The following is a 19,703-nucleotide window of genomic DNA, read 5'->3' on the forward strand; positions in this document are numbered from 1 at the left end:
TTATTTCAAATAATCAATTACAATCTTCTCCTCTTTTACAAAAGCAATCTCAGCCTCATTAGGAGAATGTAGAGATTCATCTGGAGCTCGTCCAATATAATTAGCAATCCTTAACTGCAAAGGGTCTAAACGAAAAGCTGAAATAGTAGAGTCTATATCTCCATTTGATCCAGCATGAGTAATCCCTCTTACTTCTCCCATTACTAATATATCTCCCCCAGCTATTACTTCACCACCTGGATTAATATCTCCTTCAACTACAACATTACCTTCATAATTAATTGACTGTCCGGATCTAATTGTTTTCTTGAGCAATAAAGTATCTATCTCTTCATCATTACTAATATCTGTTTTAAAATTATTATCAAATTCTAGTACAAAGGAGCCAGATTGTCTTTTAAATATCTCTAGCAATTCCTTTTTTTGTTGAATTGATAGGCATCTATTACCTAATTTAACCTTTACAATTACATTTCCAGTAAAAAAATTACCACCTTGCTTTAACTTATCATCCAATTCAGATTTTACTCTCTTAAAATTAGTTTCATCATTTAATAGGATGACCAATCCATCCTGGTCAGCCTTAAATATGACACTCCTTTGCATCTTACCTCCCCCTAAAAATTTAGCCCGTTTCATCATCTAAACTACTTTTCTCTGATTTAGCTTGTATATCAAAATATTCTTCAATAATCCCTTTAGCTATAGGTAATGTATTACCACTTGATACTCCATATTCAATAAAAACTACAATAGAAATCTCTGGTTCATCAACAGGTGCAAAACCAGCAAACCAACCATGATTAGGTCTATTCCCACCTGTTTGAGCAGTTCCTGTCTTACCAGCTACAGTAATAGGTATATTTTTAAAAGAGTCTCGTGCTGTTCCGTAAGTAGTAACCCCTTTCATTCCTTTAGTAATCGTTTTTAAATGAGATTTAGAAACTGGCAATTCATTTAATAGTTTAGGCTTTAAATTTTTGATAACTTTACCTTCTGACTCAACTATTTTATCAACTAATAAAGGTTGATATAACTTTCCTCCATTTGCTACTGCAGATACTAAGTTGACTAACTGAATAGGAGAGGTTCTTAGGTTACCTTGACCGATAGAAAGATTAATTGTATAACCTGGATACCATATCTGATTCTTTCTTTTTTTAAAATAATTCTTTCTCCAAGCAGGACCTGGAACTAACCCTTTAGCTTCGTTAGTCAAATCGATTTTAGTCTTACTTCCTAATCCGAACTGTCTAGCATAGGACTGTAGTAATGTTTTATCTTTCTTATATAGTTTATGACCTAACTCAAAAAAAACTGTATTGTTAGACCAAGCAATTCCATCTAAAAAATCTATCTCACCTTGACCTCCTGGATACCAGTTTCTAAATTTAACTCCACCAGTTTCATAATAACCTGGATCATAAAATTCTGTATCAGCTTCAACCCCTAACTCTTCCATACCAGCAGCTGAAGTTACTAGCTTAAAGATAGATCCAGAAGGAGCACTAGTACTTACTGCTCTATTTAATAAAGGCTGACTATAATTATTATTTAATCTCTGCCATTCTTTATTGGAGATACCAGTTAAAAACTTATTCGGATCATAACTAGGATAACTGGCCATAGCTAAAATGCTACCATCATCTGGATCAGTAATAATAACTGATCCACCTTTAGGGGGCTGATTTATTTCCTCATCCTCTTTAGCCTCTTTAGTCAACTGTTTTATCTTTTTGGCCAATAATTCTTCAGCTGTCTTTTGTAACTCATAATCTAAATTAAGAATCAGATCATAACCAGGAGTTGGTTCTTCGACACCTAGAGTCCTAACTTTCTGTCCGAGATTATTTACTTCTATTAATTTCTTTCCTTTATTCCCACGTAAATAATCCTCATAAACCAACTCTAAGCCTGTCTTCCCAATTAAATCTCCTATTCTATAATCTTTATCTCTTCTTTCCTTTAATTCTATAGCAGATATTTCACCTACATAACCTAATACATGACTGGCTAAATTATGATTTACATACTCTCGCATAGGTGCCTTTTCAATAATTAAACCTGGAATTTCACTTTTATTTTCTTCTAACTGTATTAATTCTTTTCTTGTTATATTTCTTTTAACCATAACTGGTTTGCTAGATTTATTATTCTCAAACTTACTTTTTATCTGCTTAGGATCTAGATTAAGAATTTGACTCAATTTTACTACCTGCTCTTCTAAATTATCGATTTTAGAAGGAATAATGGATACAGTGTAAGTTAATTTATTAGAGACTAAAAGTTCTTTATCTCGATCATAAATTCTTCCTCTAGGAGCGTTAATAGGAATAATAGAGGTTCTATATCCTTCAGATAACTTTTTAAACCTTTGACTACTATAGATCTGTAAATAATAAAGTCTCCCTAATAAAATCAAAAAGATGCATATAATTACAAACCTAAATAAAAAAAGCCTCCTATTCTCTTCTTGTCTTTCTTTCATCACTACTTCCTCCTAGTTTATAAAGTATGGGATGAATAACTACTGATAAGGCTGAATTACAGATTGCTAATGGAATAATTACTACTTGAAAAATCTCTTCTAGTGACATAGCTAATACTAAATAATTAGCAAAAAAGACTATTAAAAGTTGATTAATTATAGTAGCTAAAAAAGAAAGTAAAGGAGGCACCAATAATTTATCCTGATAAATATTATCTTTTAAAAAACCAAAAAAATAGCCTACTATTGCCTTACTGATAGCATTAATCCCAAATAAACCACCTGAAAATAGATCCTGTAAGATACCAATTACAAAACCTGTTATTCCTCCAGTTGTTCTTCCATAATTAACAGCCAAAAAAGTAAGTAAAACTAATAGCAAATCAGGTACAATACCATAAAACATATGCTGAAAAACAGGTAGCCCTTGTATAACAAGAAAGATTAAAATTATAACTATATAACCTAAATAAAGCACTATTCTTCCTCCTGATTGAGCTTAGGATATTTATCTAAAGATGGCAATAGTAGATCAGTTTTTGTATCAAAGTCCTTAATTATTAATACTTCTTCAAGTTTCCTTAAATCTACAAAAGAAGTCAAAGTAGCCTCCTGGGTAAGACCATAATCATCTGGACTAACTGATATAACTTCTCCAATTGGTATCCCTTTGGGATAATGTTGGGATAAACCTGAAGTTGCAATAGTATCTCCTATTTTAATGTCTGCGTCCCAAGCTATATTATCCATTACCAAATTATCTTCTTTAGGTTGGCCTTTAACTATACCTAAATCTCGCGATTCTTCTCTTCTTACTAATCCACCTATTAAAAAATTAGGGTCATTAAGTAAAATAACTTGAGCGGTATATTGACTAGTTCTTTGAACTCGACCAATTAAGTAACCATTTTTAGCTACTACAGCCATTTTAGAACTAAGTCCAGCTTCTTCTCCTTGATTAATTATTATAGAGTTTGACCAATTATCTGTACTATAACTGATAACACTTGCTCCTACCACTTGATAAGAAGTATATTTCTTGAAGTTAAGTAACTTTCTTAACCTTTGGTTTTGTAGCATAACCTTTTCTAACTGTTGCTGATTGTAAAGCAAAGTAGCTACTTTCTTTCTTAACCGTTCATTCTCTTCCTTAACCTGTTTATAACTTAAAACGACTCGTAAACTCTTGCTTGTCCAGTCCTCTACAATATCAGACACTAAAAAAATAGGATTTAAGAGATCTACAACAGTTCCTTCTAATAGGTTATAATCTTCGTCTATCCCCATTAGATTAATAAACAAAATTATCAAAGCAATTAAAACAATGACTGAAATTTTTTTATAATGTTTACGTAATATTTCTAGCACCATTTACCACCTTACCTGAGGCTAAGATAACCGTTTAGGCGTAATCAATACATTCTTTAGATTGTTCAACTCCTCTAATACTTTTCCTGTTCCATTAACAACACAATCTAAAGGGTCATCTGCTAAATAAACTGGCATACCAGTTTCTTCTGCTAACAACTTATCTAAACCAGACAATAAAGAACCTCCACCTGCCATTACTATTCCTCGATCCATTATATCAGCTGATAACTCAGGAGGAGTTCCTTCTAAAGTACTCTTTACAGCTCGAACAATATCATTTACTGGTTCTTCTAAAGCACCTTGAATCTCTTTAGCAGTAACATTTATAGTCTTAGGCAGACCATTTACTAGATCCCGACCTCTAATTTCCATAGAATCTTCTGGAGATACTTCAGTATTACTAGCAAAATAGGCGGATCCAACAGCCATCTTAATCTCTTCGGCCGTTCTTTCTCCTACCATTAAGTTGTATGTATTCTTAATATGGTGTACTATAGATTCATCTAACTCATCTCCACCTACTCTAATTGATTTTTTATTTACTATTCCACCTAGAGAAATAACAGCAACTTCAGTAGTTCCACCACCAATATCTACAACCATATTACCAGTAGCTTCATGAACAGGTAAGCCAGCTCCAATTGCTGCTGCCATTGGTTCTTCAATTAAGTATGCTTCTCTAGCACCAGCATGTAAAGCAGCATCAATTACTGCTCTCTTCTCCACTTCTGTTACTCCTGATGGAACACAGACAATAATTCTAGGTCGTACCAATCTTTTGCGTTTATGAGCCTTAGTAATAAAATAACGTAACATTTTTTCTGTAACCTCAAAATCAGCAATTACTCCATCTTTCATTGGTCGAATAGCAACAATATTACCTGGAGTCCGTCCAATCATCTTTTTCGCTTCATCTCCAACTGCTAAAACATCTTCTGCTGACCCATCTTTAATTGCTACTACAGATGGTTCCCTAATTAAGACACCCTTACCTTTGATATAAACTAAAGTATTAGCTGTACCTAAATCTACTCCCATATCCCGTGAGAAGGGAGCAGTTAAAAAGTCCATTACCATAATTTATTCTCCTTTCTTAAAACAATAATTTCTCTATTTAAAATAAATTTTCATTCTTTAAACTAATATAATCTGTCCCGCCTACAATTAAATGATCCAGTACTTTAATGCCAATAATATTCCCTGCTTTAGATAAACGTTTAGATATCTTAATATCCTCTTGGCTGGGAGTTGTATTTCCACTAGGATGATTATGGGCCAAAATCACTGCTGCACTACTTCTTTTAATAGCTGCCCGAAAGACCTCTCTAGGATGAACGACTGAACTATTTAAACTACCTTTAGATACTTCTTCAACAGCTAAGATTTCGTTTTTAGTATTTAATAATATAACTAAAAACTTTTCTTGATTTTCATATCTTAACTTGGGAATCAAAATATCCGCTACCTCTTCTGGAGAACTAATCCTTGTCAACTGAGAACTAGCAACTACTATCTTCTTACTCAATTCAACTACTGCTTTCAGTTGAGTAGCTTTAGCTATTCCAATCCCATCTAACTCTTGCAACTCAACAGTACTATAATCAACTAGTCCTGTTAACCCATCACAGATACTCAATAATTCATTAGCTAAATCTATAGCCGTCTTTTTTTGTGAACCTGTCCTTAAAATTAAAGCCAACAACTCAGAAGTAGAGAGGCTAGTTGGCCCGTACTTAACCATTTTCTCCCGTGGACGTTCCTCATCAGGTAAGTCCTTAATAGTTAAATAATCAGCCATTAAGGCTAAACTCCTCTCCTACTTCTCTTAACATTTCTATTAGTTTTACTATAGGCAATCCTACTACATTATAAAAATCGCCTTTAATCTGCTCAACAAAGATAGCTCCTTTGCCTTGTATACCATAGGCTCCAGCCTTATCCATCGGTTCTTCAGTAGCAATATAATCATCTATCTCTTTATCAGTCAATTGTCTAAAAGTAACTTCTGTTTCTTGATAATCAGTTAAACTTTTATCTGACATAATAATTGTGATTCCAGTTACTACCTGATGGCTTGTACCACTTAACTGCTGTAACATTTTATATGCTTCGGCTTTATTATTTGGTTTTTCCAAAACTTCTCCTTCTAAAGTCACTACAGTATCAGCAGCAATAATAATCCCTGATTCTTCTCTAGCAACCTCATCAGCCTTCAAATAAGATAGTTTCTGCACTAAACAGATTGAATTTTCTTCTTCTATTTTAGATTCATCAATTCTACTAGGCTGAACTATAAAATCCATATCCAATTGCTCTAATAATCTTCTTCTACGTGGAGAAGAGGAGGCTAAAACAATTTTTTTCATTATTATTCCCCCTAGTAGGCCCTAAAAAAGGCCTCTTATACTCAATTCGTTAATTACTTACAAAATCCTCCCTATTTCAAGAATTTTCATTAGAATAAAAGATACCATCTTTAAAACTATTTAGATATTTCTTTAATTTAAATACAATAACCCCAACAAAAACACCAGTAGGTAATGATAATAATAACAAATAAGGTAAATATATTATAATGCCCCAGTTATTAATCAGAAAATAAGCCGTTAATATTTGACCTAAATTATGAAAAGTAGCTCCTAGAACACTAATTCCAATTATACTAAATTTATTAAAATAATAATAGGTTATAGCCATTATTATTAAGCTAACTAACCCTCCTGCTAAACTAAGCCAGAAACTAGGAGTAAATAAAGTACCTACTAATAGTGAAGAAATTAATATTCTTAATCCTAAGACTTGTAAACTAGCTAAAAAACCATAAGTAACTAATACTAATAAAGTAATAATATTAGCTAAACCCAATTTAGCTCCCGGAAAGATCAATGAGATAGGCAGAGAAGACTCTACAATATGTAATACAATTGCTCCAGCAACTAATAATGATAAAAACAACCGTCTTCTTATCATAATAATCCTCTCTTTCTGTATTATACCAAACAATACCTGTTAATAAACACTAAATTAAAATTAGTCTCTACTGCTGTAAGAATAAAAAATCAGGTGCTAGAATGCACCTGACTTCTACGATACATATTTTATTTTATCATAGATTATTAAATCTACCAACAATATTAATTAGTCAATTTACTTAACAATTTAAAAAGATCTATCTACTACTTTATCTGCTAATTTAAATAATATATCTTGATAAGGATTAGAAGATAACTTAGCTACTCTTTTCTTTGCTTTTGTTATATAGTTGTTGGCTAATTCTAAAGTATAGTCTAAAGCACCAGACTCTGTTACAACCTTTTTAATCTGCTTATTATTCTTTACTGGTTCTTGTAATAATTCTTTTAAATCATCAGCAGATTCAGTCTCATGAATTACATATAGAATTGGTAAGGTATAGATTCCTTGGGTGAAATCATTAACATTTGGTTTACCTAATATATCAATCTCTTGACTAAAATCTAATACATCATCAGTCAGCTGAAAAGCCATTCCTAAATAACGTCCATACTGACCTAAATATCTCATCTTTATTTTACTTAATTCAGCTATTCCTGCTCCTAATAGACAACTGCTTTCAAATAAAAGGGCTGTCTTACCCTTAATTCTATTAAAATACTCTTTATAAGAAACCAATAGATTATATCTACTTTCGTGCTGTTCAATCTCCCCTTCACAAATACTTTTAATTGTTTCAGCAACTTTTTCTAACTGTTTTTGAGTCGCCTCACCAGATAACATACTAAAAGTTAAACTAAATAAATAATCTCCAGTAAAGACTGCTGTATCTTTACCATATTTACTTTGAACACTTTTAGCTCCTCGTCTTAATTTAGATTCATCTATAATATCATCATGAACGAGAGTAGCCATATGTAACATTTCCATTGCTACAGCTATATCCCAGACCTGCCGACGATCATATTCCCCAAAGTGAGCAGAAGTGATTAATAAAGCAGGCCTAATTCTTTTCCCTCCTGCCTTAGCTAAATCAGTAATAGCTTCTTGAATTAGTGATTGTTTACTAGCTAGATTATCAATTAAATAGTCCTCAAATTCAATCATTTCTTCTTTTATATATGGAAATTGATCCCAAAACACTATATCACCTACTTTGCTAATTAATTACTTTATACTCTTTATTCTTAATAATATTTACTTTTTCCTTTAAACCAGGAGTTAAATATAATTGTTGATCATCTGTTATAACTAAAGCTTCCACTTGAGAAAGTTCTCTAATCAATTTTAACCCCTTCTTGATTCCTAGTACATAAATTGCTGTAGATAAAGTATCTGCATCAAAAGAATTATCAGTAACAATAGTAGAACTAATAATTCCTTTTCTAGCAGGTCTTCCAGTCTGAGGATTAAGAATATGATGATATCTCACTCCATCTTTCATAAAATAACGTTCATAATTTCCTGATGTAACTACTGTCTTATCTTTTACTTTTATAGTAGCCATTACATCTCCTCTTGGCTGTTTTGGATCTTGAATTCCAACTTTCCAAGCAGTTCCATCAGTTTTAGATCCTAATACCGATACATTCCCCCCTAAACTGATAAATCCACTTTTTACCCCTTTTTCTTTCCATAACTCAATTATCTTATCAGCTGCATATCCTTTAGCAATCCCACCTACATCCAATATCATATCTGCTTGTGCAAGAAAGATTTCATTACTCTCAGGAAATAACTTAACTTTATTATAATCAACTAAAGCTAATTCGGTTTTTATCTTATTTTTTTTAGGAACCTTGGCCTCTTTAGTACCTATCCCCCATAATTCAACTAAAGGTCCAATAGTAGGGTCAAAAGCCCCTTTAGTCAATCTAGCATACTCTAAACTCTTCTTAAGAACTTGATAAGTATCATCACTTACTTTAACTTTTTCTCGTCCAGCCGCCTTATTAACTTGATTTATTTCACTCTCTCTAATTCTTGAGCTCATCTTTTCTTCCAAATCTTCTATAATAGAAAAAGATTCTTTTATTATTTGATCTGGTTGAGAATGATATACCTTCATCTTAACTACTGTTCCCATCATATAATCTGATTTTAAACTCGATTTTATGTTCCTTTCTCTTTTATCACAGCCTATTGCACTTAATAATAGAATGAAAATTATACTCAATACCAAAATTTTGTGGTATTTTCTCATAATTCCCCCCAATAGTTTAATTATATTCTCTTATTTACTTTCTAATAAATCCTACTCATAATTAACATCGTAATATATTATTTTACTACATTTTGTTTTAGTTGACAAGGAGATATAAATATAATAAGATGATAATGAGAGTACACCCTTATGGTATATTCTTTCTAGTATAAATTGTATTCTCCTGTTTTTATTTTAATCAGCTGTGAAAGATATATCTTTCACCTTATTGCAAAGGAGGGAAATTATGGGAAAAAGAGTTGTTATTCTTGGTGCTGGTTATGCAGGTATCAAAGCTGCTAAAACCCTTAATAAAAAGTTTAAAAAGGATGATACAGTAGAGATTACCTTAATTGACCAGAATAAGCACCATACTCTATTAACAGAGTTACATGAAGTTGCTGGTAATCGAATTGGACCTAATGGAGTTAAAGTTTCTTTAGAGGATGTATTTGCTAAGACTAAGGTAAATCTAGTCCAAGATAAGATTACAGATGTTAATACAGAGCAACAAAAACTAACATCTGAAACTAATGATTATCAATATGACCATCTGGTATTAGGTATTGGTAGCGAACCAACTTACTTTAATATTCCAGGTATGGAAGAAAACGCATTCACCCTTTGGTCTTTAGATGATGCTAAAGACATTAATAATCACATTCGTAACATGTTTAAACTAGCTGCTAATGAAACTGACTTAGACAAAAGAGCTGAAATGTTAACTTTTGTTGTTGGTGGAGGTGGCTTTACAGGAATTGAAACTGTAGGTGAAATTGCAGAGTGGACAGATAACTTATGTGAGCGATATAACATCTCACCTAATGAAGTCAGTATTAAAGTTGTAGAAGCTATGGATAATATCCTACCAGTTCTCAGTGAAAGAAGAATTAATAAGGCTAAGCAATACTTAACTGAAAAATTAGGCGTAGAAATACTTACTGAATCCAGTATTTGTGAGGTTACTGACAATAGTGTAGTCATCAATACTTGCGAAAAAGAAGACGGTTACATTGTTAGTGATGAAAGCTCTAAAGTTGAACAAGAGATTAAAACTCAAACTTTGGTCTGGACTGGTGGCGTAAAAACTAAGAGTCTAGTTAAAAAACTAGGTTTAGATTTAAATCGTAGAGATAGAGTAGAAGTTAATAAATACTTACAGACTTCAATTGATAATATTTATGCTATTGGTGATAATGCTTATTTTGAAAATGAAGATGAATGGGTACTACCACAATTAGTTGAGGCTGCAGTACAGGCTGGTGAATGTGTGGCCTATAATATTCATGCTCAAATTACAGGCTCTGAAATGAAAGAATTTGATCCTCAATTACATGGAGTCATGGTTTCTATTGGCTCTAATTATGCTGTTGCTGAACTTGAACCTATGTCAGGAATTACTATTCCTTTAATTGGCTTTTTAGCAATGATAACCAAACATCTTGTTAATATGCATTATCTCTTTGAAGTTAATGGTTTTAGCTTAATCTGGGACTATATTGAACATCAATTTAAGGATGTTAAAGGAGGGATTGGAATGCTAATCAATCATTTAAGCAAAAAATCAGGTACTTTCTGGTTAGTACTACTGAGAGTCTTCCTTGGTGTTAGATTTTTATTAGAGGGTGTTACTAAATTACAAGAAGGATGGTTGACTGGTTCAGAAGAACATCTTATTTCTGGTGCCTCTTCTATGCTTTGGAGTGACGGCACACCTCAATTATATATTGACCTAATGAAATCTATTGTTGGCCCTAACCAAGTAATATTCCAGAAAATAATGGTATTAACTGAACTAGGAGTCGGCTTAAGTCTAGTCTTTGGCTGTTTAACTATCCTAGGTGCTTTAGGAGCTTTAGGACTGAGTGCCAACTTCATCCTAGGTGGTTTAGGATCAGATGCCGGTATTTGGGAACAAGTCTGGTTATTCCTAATCTCAATTACTATGCTTTCTGGAGCAGGAAAAGCCTTTGGGATTGATTATTATCTAATTCCTTGGCTTTTAAATCTATCTAACAACTCAGTAGACTTTAATCAACGAGATTTATCAGCCTAAATAGAATAATTAATAAGAGCGGTCACTTGATCGCTCTTATCTTATTTATAGCTTAACTCAAATCCCAAAATTCAATCATCTGATCTATTAACTGCTCCCAATTAGCCTGACTAGTATTTAATATCAGACTTGGTAAATTACTTTTAGTTACTAGTTGTTTTTTTCTTTTCTGTCTTCTAATGTAATGTTCAATTATCTCTTCTTCAGTCGAACCATAACGAGAGATATAATTTCTCCATTTTTGACCACGACTATAGATTATTCTTTTACGCATAACTTTTGGCTCTATCTCCAAAAAACATAGCTTAGTATTTAACTGGGCCAACTTCCTATCAATCTCTGCTAGATCATCCCAACACAAGTGATCAAAGTAAGTGGCATGAGTAATATGAAATCGTTCAAGTACAAAAGCATACCGATGTTCTGATTCAGTACCTACCCAACCTCGTTTTTGATAGTAATCTTTATATTTCTCTAATGGTTCTATAATATCAAATAACAACTCTAGGTTATCTTCTTTAGTAAGTTGGCCCTGATTATACTTCTTTTCCAATACTCGTTGAGTAATATCTTCACCATAAGTTAAAAAAGGCATGAATTCTCGCTCTAAAATTTTTGGAGACTTTAATAAACTACGAATAATTGTTGATTTACCAGTAGCAGGAATTCCTTCAAATATAATTCCTGTAGATGGAACTGTCATTCACTTCATCCTTTCTTTGGGCATTTTATATTAATTCTTCTCTACTATCTCATTAACAAAGGTCTCAACTAATTGCGGATCAAATTGACTTCCAGCTCCTGCTTTTATCTCCTCTAAAGCCTCTTCTTTACTCATTGCTTCTTTATAAGACCGTTCATTAACCATTACGTCATAAGCATCTACAATAGAAATTATCCGAGCATTAAGTGGGATCTCTTTTGCTGCTAATCCTTGTGGATATCCCGTGCCATCCCACCACTCATGGTGACTTAAAATACTCTCAGAAATATCTGCCAATTCAGGTGATGATTTAGCAATTTGACTTCCTATTTCACTATGTCTCTTCATTTCTTCCCATTCTTCTTTGATCAAAGGAGTTGGCTTATTAAGTATCTCTTCTGAAATACCTACTTTGCCTAAATCATGTAGTTCGGCTAATAGACTCAAATCAGTCAATTTAGCATCAGATAAATTTAGCTTTTTACCTATTTTTAAGGCAAGTTTTTTCAGCCTATTACCATGTTCTACAGTTTCATTAGTTTTTTCTTTTAATGTTCTTAATAAAGAAGAGAGAACACTATTATGAAAACTCTTACTTTCAGTCAACTTCATCTTATACATCCAATCTTCTGCTTCTTTAAAAATATCATCAATATCTTCAGTAACTTTTCTCTTAGTAGCATAACCTAAACTAATACTAATCTCTAATAATTCTATATTTTGTTCTTCGCAGTTTTCCTTTATTCTAGAATATACTTTTTTAGTATTCTTCTTATTAGTTTTAGGTAATAAGACTACAAATTCATCTCCACCCCAACGTACAACGATATCATCTTCTCGACAAGAATCCTTTATTACTTGAGCCGCTTCAGATAATAATTTATCTCCTAATTGATGACCAAAAGCATCATTAGTTAATTTTAGGCCGTTAATATCTCCTACAATAATACTTAATGGTAACTGATTCTGCTGATCTAATAAATCAAGTTGCTCTTCTAAATATCTTCTATTGTATAGACCAGTTAAACTGTCGTGATAATTCAAATATTCAATCTCTTCTTTAGTCTTTCTCTCTTCAGTTATATCTTTAGCAGTACAGATTAAAGATTCAACTTCATTATCTTTATTTAACTTAGGAACTTTACTAATTAACAATACTCTCTCTTTTCCATGCTGATTTTTAATAGAATACTCAAACTCCTCTTTCTCTTGTTTGCTAAAAACCTTTTTATTATTAGTAATATACTCTTCAGCTACTTGCTGATCAAATAAATCTTCTATATTTGTATTTCTAATATCTTCTTTTTCTAAACCTAAAAAATCAGCATGGGCTTGATTCACTTCTCCATATAGATTAGCATCTTTTAAATACCAAATCTGAGTCTCACTATTATCCAATAACATCTTCTGTTTCATATAAAGGTCTTGATATTTATCCTTACTTCTTTTTAACTTATTCTGAAGATCAATTTTCAAACTATGAGTAATATAAGATAATAAACTAGTTAATATAGTAAATATAATAAATATTATTTTACTTATAGATGGGTTAACAGTAAATAAGAGCGACAAGATAACTAAAGAAATTATAATCAAATTATAATTTCTTAACTGGGGAGTTGTTTTAAATATAAAATTTGTAACTATAATCACTACCAAGATACCAATAGCATAATTAATTGAATAATTATTTAAGTAAGCAAAATAAATAAGATGAATATTAATAGTATATAACACGAAATAAATAATAGTTACTAAATTATTTCTTATCTTCTCACTTATAAAAGATAAAATAAAAAATATCAGAAGTATAACTGCTATAACTAACCTATGCTTAAAAGAAAAAGGATCAATGGCATGATTACTTAGCTTATATATTATTCCAAATGACAGATACAAAAACATAACAATTATTAAAAACCCTCGATAGGCTACTACCTCATAATCTTCATTAAAGAATCTTTTCATAAAATTTATCAATTTAGCCTACACCAACTTTCTTATTATTCAACTAAATATAAAACCCACCTTATTTAAAAATAAGGTGGGTTCACCACTAGCTCCATATAATCCAGGTGACCAATTACAGATTATACTTCACAGCTCTTAATAAATATACATTTTTATTAAAATCACTAATTTAAACTACATTATAATACATACCCTGTAAAATAATTTTAATATAAGACCATAATTTCCTCCTTAAAATTAAATTTTCTCATAAAATTATGTAAATTAAAAAAACTATGTTATAATATTTAAGGAAGGTATAGATAATTATACTATAATTTAATATCTTTGTCGTTAAGTGTGATTTATATCATATTAAATTACAACAAATTATCTTACAATAAAGATAGAATTAAGATTTAAAAATAATAAAGGAGGGATTGTTTATGTCAATGTTTTGTTATCAATGTCAAGAAACAGCAGGAGGCAAAGCTTGTACAGTTAAAGGAGTCTGTGGAAAAGAAGATACAACAGCTAACTTACAAGACCTTTTAATCTATTTACTAAAAGGAGTTTCTACTTATAGTACTAAAGCTAAAGATTTAGGAGTTGCAACGCCTGACATAGATAAGTTTGTCATGAAGAGCTTATTCATGACTATTACTAATGCCAATTTTGATAATGATGCCTTTGTAGAACAGATTAAAGAGGCATTAGAAGTAAGAGCTAAAGCTAAAAAGAAAGCAAAAGAAGCAGGAGCAGAATTTAATGATCTATTTGCAGGAGCTACTTGGACTGCAGGTACTAAAGAAGAATTTATTGCTAAAGGTGAAGAGGTTGGCGTGCTAGATACGGAAGATGAAGATGTTAGATCTTTAAGAGAACTTATTACTTATGGTGTTAAAGGAATGGCTGCTTATGCTGAACATAGCTATAACTTAGATTATGAAAGCCAAGAAGTCTATGACTTTATGCAAGAAGCTTTAGCAGCTACAACTGATGATAGTCTGTCAGCTGATGACTTAGTAAACTTAGCTATGCAGACAGGTGAACATGGTGTTCAGGCTATGGCTCAATTAGATCAAGCCAATACAGACACGTATGGTAATCCTGAAATTACAGAAGTAAATATTGGTACTAAAGATAATCCAGCCATCCTAATTAGTGGTCACGATCTAAAGGATATGGAACAATTACTAGAACAGACTGAAGGTACTGGAGTAGATATTTATACTCATTCTGAAATGTTACCAGCTAACTATTATCCTGCCTTCAAAAAGTATGATCACTTTGTAGGTAATTATGGTAATGCTTGGTGGCAACAGAAAGAGGAGTTCGAAAGTTTCAACGGGCCAATTCTATTTACAACTAACTGTATCGTGCCTCCAAAAGATGATGCTAGCTACAGTGATAAGATCTTCACTACAGGTTCAGCTGGTCTAGATGTAGCTACTCATATTGAAGCAGATAAAGACGGAAATAAAGACTTTAGCCAGCTTATCGAAGTAGCTAAAGAATGTGACGCTCCAGAGCAGATTGAAGACGGTACAATAGTTGGTGGCTTTGCTCATAACCAGGTCTTAGATCTAGCAGATAAAGTAATTGAGGCTGTCAAAGAAGGTGCTATTAAGCAGTTCTTCGTGATGGCAGGTTGTGACGGAAGAATGAATAGTAGAGATTATTATACTGAATTTGCTAAAGAACTACCTGAAGATACAGTAATCTTAACAGCAGGATGTGCTAAATATAAATATAATAAGCTAGACTTAGGCGACATTGGAGGTATTCCAAGAGTCTTAGATGCGGGACAATGTAATGACTCTTATTCTCTAGTAGTTATTGCCCAGGAGTTAGCTAAAGCCTTTGAACTAGAAGATATCAACGATCTACCTATCTCTTATAATATTGCTTGGTATGAACAGAAAGCAGTAATTGTACTACTAGCATTATTATATCTAGGTGTTAAGGATATTCACTTAGGGCCAACATTACCAGCCTTCTTATCTGACAATGTAGCTAATGTATTAGTCGATAAGTTTGGAATTGCAGGTATTGATAATGTTGAAGATGACATTGAACAATTTATGGCTTAAAGCTTAATTAATAAAAAAAAGCTGGCTCCTTAAAGGGCCAGCTTTTTTTATATTACAACTTATTAATTTTTAGTGAAACTTAATCATATACTGTGTCATTACTCATACTCAATTGTCTCCTTAGGACAAACTGAAATACACTGCTCACACTGAATACATTCGTCTTGGTCTATTTCATGCTGTCCGCCCTGTTCTCCAGAGATAGCATCAACAGGACATTCATTAGTACAAAGTGTACAACCTACACATTCATCACCGATTACAATCTGACTTCCTTTATCAGCATCTTTAGTTGGATTATCCTCTACTTCAAATGGAGTATCTACCATAGCATCAGTAGGACAGACCTCTACACATTGACCACAACCAATACATTCTTCTGCATCAACAACTGGTAGGTTATCTTCCATTTCAATAGCATCTACAGGACATTTTTTAGCACATAGAGTACAGCCAATACAACCAACTTCACAGTCATCTTTAACTTCTCCACCTTGTAAGACTGATTTACATCTAGTAAATACTTCTTGCTCTTGACTGAACATAGAAATAATATTGCGAGGACATTCTAAAACACATTTCTCACAACCAGTACATTTATCTGGATCAATTTTAGGAAGCCCATTATCTGTCATCTCTATAGCATCAAAAGCACATACAGCCTCACAATCACCAAAACCTAGACAACCATAGCTACAAGACTTGATATTTGACTCCATATTAGCAGCTTGACAAGTAGCTACTCCTTGATAATCAGCCTTCATACTAGTCTCTTGGTTACCACCTTGACATAGAACTTGAGCTACTTTAACTTCTGTAGAACCTCCAGCATCTACACCCATAATTTCAGCTACTTTATCGGCTACTTCTGCACCACCAACAGGGCAGCCATCGACTGGTGCCTCTCCTTTGACTACTTCACCTGCAAAACTTGAACAACCAGGCTGACCACAAGCACCACAGTTGGCCCCTGGTAATGCCTCTTCTATCTTTTCCTTTCTAGGGTCTTCATCAACTGCAAATTTAACTGAGGCATAAGCTAAGCCACCAGCAAATAAGGCTCCTAAAGCCCCCATACTAGGAACTGCACTTTTAAAAATACTTAAATTCATATTTAGTCGCCTCCTTTAAATTCCCGAGAAGCCCATAAAGGCCATAGCCATCATTCCGGCAATTAATAGAGTAATTGGTGCTCCTTGTAAAGGTTTAGGTACATTAGCAAATTCTAATTTTTCTCTCATACCTGCCATTAAAACTATTGCTATAGTAAATCCAACTCCAGCTCCTAAACCAAAAATAGTACTCTCAATAAAGTTATACCCATTGATAGGAATCTGTAAAGCCAATCCTAAAATAGCACAGTTAGTAGTAATTAAAGGTAAAAAGATACCTAATGCCTTATATAAAGGAGGGCTGATCTTCTTAACAGCCATTTCAGTCAACTGTACAAAAGAAGAAATAACTAAAATAAAAGCTACATATTTCATATACCCTAACCCTAAAGGAATTAAGATAAATGTATTAATAGCCCAGACACAAATTGCAGAAGTTGTCATTACAAAAGTCGTAGCTAAGCCCATACTAAAAGCTGTTGGAATCTCTTTAGAGACTCCCAAGAAAGGACAAATACCTAAAAACTGAGATAAAATAAAGTTATTAGTAATCGATGCAGTTAAAAATATTAAAAACAAATTTCCAATATCATCCATTCTGCAACCTCCTTACATTAAATGCTTTTTGTTCTATCTTGAGTCGTCTGACTATCAGAGCTACCTAATAGATCTGTAAAACTAATAGATTCATCCTGAATTGCATTAAAGATACCTAAAATAAAGCCTAAACTTAAGAAAGCTCCAGCAGGCAAGACCATAATACCCCAAGTCTGGAATGAGTCTCCCATTACCTGTAGAGTGAAACTTGTTCCTTTAAATATAGTTCCAAAACCAAGTACTTCTCGAAAGATACCTAAGAAAGTTAAAGCCCAAGTAAATCCAACTCCCATGCCTAAAGCATCAGCTATTGAACGATGAACAGGCATCTTAGAAGCAAAGGATTCTGAACGTCCTAAAATTAAACAGTTAACTACAATTAATGGAATAAATAACTTTAATGAAGCTGCAATAGCAGGAAAGTAAGCTTTAGCTGTATAATCAACAATTGTTACAAAAGTAGCAATCACAACAATAAAACTAGGAATCCTAACTTCATCAGGAATTATATTCTTTAGTAGAGAGTTGACTATTCCTCCACCTAATAGCACAAAGCTAGTTGCTAATCCCATAGCCAAACCATTAGTTGCCGTATTAGTTACTGCCAAAGTAGGACACATACCTAACAGTGCAACCCAGACTGGATTCTCTTCCCATAAGCCTTTAATAAAATCTTCCCATAATTGTTTCAAATTACTCACCTCCACCATATGCTTGCTCTACTTTATCGATTGCATCACTTAAAACATCACTTAATGCTTGAGAAGAAATCGTAGCACCTGAAATAGCATCAACATCTTCCTTAGCTGTATAGGAATCAGAAAAAGACTTTCCTTTAAACTGAGACTTAAATACTTTCTCAGTTATTCTAGCACCTAAACCTGGTGTTTCTGCTTGTGAAAGTATATTTATCTTAATTATTTTCTTCTTTTCTAAATCCATTCCAATCATCAACTTTAACTTACTTTGAAAACCTTGGCCCGAATTTTGAAATGAATAGCCTACTACATTTCCCGACTCATCAATTCCTTTATATAAAGTTAGGCCATCTTTAGTTACCTTTTCATATTTTTTGGCCCCAGGCAATACTTGCAAAATAGCCTTTTCTTTCTTTTGCTTAGCATGAGCCTCAATTACAGGAAGTGTCATCTGATAAACAAAACTTAAAACTAAAGCAGAAACAATCATGATTGTAGTTAAAACAACAATTAATCGTGGCTTAATCTTATTAGCCATTTGCTTTCACCTCACCAAAAACCTGTGGTTGAGTATACTGATCAATTAATGGTACACACATATTCATAAGCAAAATAGAATACATAACTCCTTCTGGATAACCAGCAAATAATCTAATAATTACAGTCAAAAATCCACAACCAATACCAAAGATTAAACGCCCTCTTTTAGTCACAGGACTAGTTACCATATCTGTAGCCATAAAGAAAGCACCAATCATTAATCCACCTGCTAATAGATGATATACTGGCCCTCTAGAACCTAGAACAGTAGTTAAAATAGCTACTGTACCTAAGAAACTTGCAGGTATTCTCCAATCAATATAACCTTTATATAACAGATATAAGCCACCTGCAACAATAGCTGCTACAGAAGTTTCTCCTAAGGAACCACCAATTCTTCCTAAAAACATATTAGTTATAGATAATGCTTTTTCACTTGCCAAGGGTGTTGCTTGTGAAGTAACATCAACTGGAATCTTCCAAGTTGTCATTGCAACTGGAAAAGAAGCCATTAAAAATGCTCTCCCTACTAAGGCTGGATTAAAGAAATTATATCCTAAACCTCCAAAAACATGTTTTCCAAGTAAAACAGCAATTATAGTTCCCAATACAGCCATCCATAAAGGTAATGCTGGGGGTAAAGTTAGAGATAATAAAAAGCCTGTTAATAAGGCACTATTATCTTTAATTGTAACTGATACACCACGTAATTTCTGCCAAACTGCCTCAGTTACAACTGCTGTTAAAGAACAAGCAACCATTAATAATAAGCCCTCAGAACCAAAGTAATAAATTCCAGCTAAAGCTGCTGGTAATAGAGCCAGAATTACATTGAACATAATTTCAGATGTTGTTTCCTTACTTCTAATATGTGGAGCTGAAGAAACTGTCAACTGCACATCTTTAGCCATAACCTTCC

At 32.8% G+C, this 19,703-nt stretch carries 19 protein-coding genes and 1 riboswitch; of the genes, 2 read left to right on the top strand and 17 right to left on the bottom strand.

Annotated elements, in window-relative coordinates:
* The 10 genes from ACYQ39_RS04885 to ACYQ39_RS04930 form a co-directional block, all read right to left on the bottom strand.
* Complete coding sequence (locus ACYQ39_RS04885) at positions 1-606, bottom strand: septum site-determining protein MinC (RefSeq protein ID WP_459840811.1); 606 nt, start codon at positions 604-606, stop codon at positions 1-3.
* 19 nt (positions 607-625) lie between these two features.
* Positions 626-2,488: a penicillin-binding protein 2 gene (gene mrdA / locus ACYQ39_RS04890; protein ID WP_459840813.1), complete on the bottom strand. Its 1,863-nt coding sequence runs from the start codon at positions 2,486-2,488 to the stop codon at positions 626-628.
* Positions 2,463-2,966, bottom strand: coding sequence for a rod shape-determining protein MreD (gene mreD, locus ACYQ39_RS04895; protein ID WP_459840814.1), 504 nt, complete (start codon positions 2,964-2,966; stop codon positions 2,463-2,465). Before mreD ends, mrdA begins: the two co-directional genes overlap by 26 nt.
* Positions 2,966-3,859, bottom strand: a complete 894-nt coding sequence (gene mreC, locus ACYQ39_RS04900) for a rod shape-determining protein MreC (RefSeq protein ID WP_459840815.1) — start codon at positions 3,857-3,859, stop codon at positions 2,966-2,968. The genes mreD and mreC overlap by 1 nt, the downstream gene beginning before the upstream one ends.
* Positions 3,860-3,877: 18 nt before the next feature.
* Entirely contained in the window at positions 3,878-4,936 is a 1,059-nt protein-coding gene (locus ACYQ39_RS04905) for a rod shape-determining protein (RefSeq protein ID WP_459840816.1), read from the bottom strand.
* 37 nt (positions 4,937-4,973) lie between these two features.
* The gene (gene radC, locus ACYQ39_RS04910; RefSeq protein WP_459840818.1) at positions 4,974-5,657 is read right to left on the bottom strand and encodes a RadC family protein; all 684 of its coding nucleotides are present in this window, start codon (positions 5,655-5,657) and stop codon (positions 4,974-4,976) included.
* On the bottom strand, positions 5,650-6,225 hold the full coding sequence (locus ACYQ39_RS04915; RefSeq protein ID WP_459840819.1) for a Maf family protein: 576 nt from the start codon (positions 6,223-6,225) through the stop codon (positions 5,650-5,652). The genes radC and ACYQ39_RS04915 overlap by 8 nt, the downstream gene beginning before the upstream one ends.
* Before the next feature lie 76 nt (positions 6,226-6,301).
* Positions 6,302-6,829 (bottom strand): Gx transporter family protein, encoded by a 528-nt coding sequence (locus ACYQ39_RS04920; protein WP_459840820.1) that lies wholly within the window; start codon positions 6,827-6,829, stop codon positions 6,302-6,304.
* Between the two features lie 189 nt (positions 6,830-7,018).
* Positions 7,019-7,975: a polyprenyl synthetase family protein gene (locus tag ACYQ39_RS04925; RefSeq protein WP_459840821.1), complete on the bottom strand. Its 957-nt coding sequence runs from the start codon at positions 7,973-7,975 to the stop codon at positions 7,019-7,021.
* Positions 7,976-7,991: 16 nt separating this feature from the next.
* A complete protein-coding gene (locus ACYQ39_RS04930; protein WP_459840822.1) occupies positions 7,992-9,035 on the bottom strand; it encodes an FAD:protein FMN transferase in 1,044 nt (347 codons plus the stop codon).
* A gap of 247 nt (positions 9,036-9,282) precedes the next feature.
* Between ACYQ39_RS04930 and ACYQ39_RS04935 the strand changes: the two genes are divergently transcribed.
* Positions 9,283-11,091 (top strand): FAD-dependent oxidoreductase, encoded by a 1,809-nt coding sequence (locus ACYQ39_RS04935; protein ID WP_459840824.1) that lies wholly within the window; start codon positions 9,283-9,285, stop codon positions 11,089-11,091.
* Positions 11,092-11,143: 52 nt separating this feature from the next.
* Here the strand turns inward: ACYQ39_RS04935 and ACYQ39_RS04940 are convergent, their stop codons facing one another.
* Complete coding sequence (locus tag ACYQ39_RS04940) at positions 11,144-11,794, bottom strand: hypothetical protein (protein ID WP_459840826.1); 651 nt, start codon at positions 11,792-11,794, stop codon at positions 11,144-11,146.
* 30 nt (positions 11,795-11,824) lie between these two features.
* Positions 11,825-13,774: a diguanylate cyclase gene (locus tag ACYQ39_RS04945; protein WP_459840827.1), complete on the bottom strand. Its 1,950-nt coding sequence runs from the start codon at positions 13,772-13,774 to the stop codon at positions 11,825-11,827.
* 53 nt (positions 13,775-13,827) lie between these two features.
* Positions 13,828-13,911: riboswitch (cyclic di-GMP riboswitch) on the bottom strand.
* Positions 13,912-14,190: 279 nt separating this feature from the next.
* Between ACYQ39_RS04945 and hcp the strand changes: the two genes are divergently transcribed.
* Positions 14,191-15,837, top strand: a complete 1,647-nt coding sequence (hcp, locus tag ACYQ39_RS04950; RefSeq protein WP_459840829.1) for a hydroxylamine reductase — start codon at positions 14,191-14,193, stop codon at positions 15,835-15,837.
* 98 nt (positions 15,838-15,935) lie between these two features.
* Here the strand turns inward: hcp and ACYQ39_RS04955 are convergent, their stop codons facing one another.
* The 5 genes from ACYQ39_RS04955 to ACYQ39_RS04975 are packed head-to-tail and all read right to left on the bottom strand — an operon-like array spanning position 15,936 to position 19,695.
* Entirely contained in the window at positions 15,936-16,949 is a 1,014-nt protein-coding gene (locus ACYQ39_RS04955; RefSeq protein WP_459840830.1) for an RnfABCDGE type electron transport complex subunit B, read from the bottom strand.
* Positions 16,950-16,964: 15 nt separating this feature from the next.
* Positions 16,965-17,546 carry an electron transport complex subunit RsxA gene (rsxA, locus tag ACYQ39_RS04960; RefSeq protein ID WP_459840831.1) on the bottom strand — a complete coding sequence of 194 codons (582 nt, stop codon included), beginning with the start codon at positions 17,544-17,546 and terminating at the stop codon, positions 16,965-16,967.
* A gap of 17 nt (positions 17,547-17,563) precedes the next feature.
* Complete coding sequence (gene rsxE, locus ACYQ39_RS04965) at positions 17,564-18,238, bottom strand: electron transport complex subunit RsxE (RefSeq protein ID WP_459840832.1); 675 nt, start codon at positions 18,236-18,238, stop codon at positions 17,564-17,566.
* Between the two features lies 1 nt (position 18,239).
* Positions 18,240-18,782, bottom strand: coding sequence for an RnfABCDGE type electron transport complex subunit G (locus ACYQ39_RS04970; protein WP_459840834.1), 543 nt, complete (start codon positions 18,780-18,782; stop codon positions 18,240-18,242).
* Complete coding sequence (locus ACYQ39_RS04975) at positions 18,775-19,695, bottom strand: RnfABCDGE type electron transport complex subunit D (RefSeq protein ID WP_459840836.1); 921 nt, start codon at positions 19,693-19,695, stop codon at positions 18,775-18,777. Before ACYQ39_RS04975 ends, ACYQ39_RS04970 begins: the two co-directional genes overlap by 8 nt.
* Positions 19,696-19,703 lie beyond the last annotated feature (8 nt).

Source organism: Halanaerocella petrolearia (assembly GCF_054657875.1).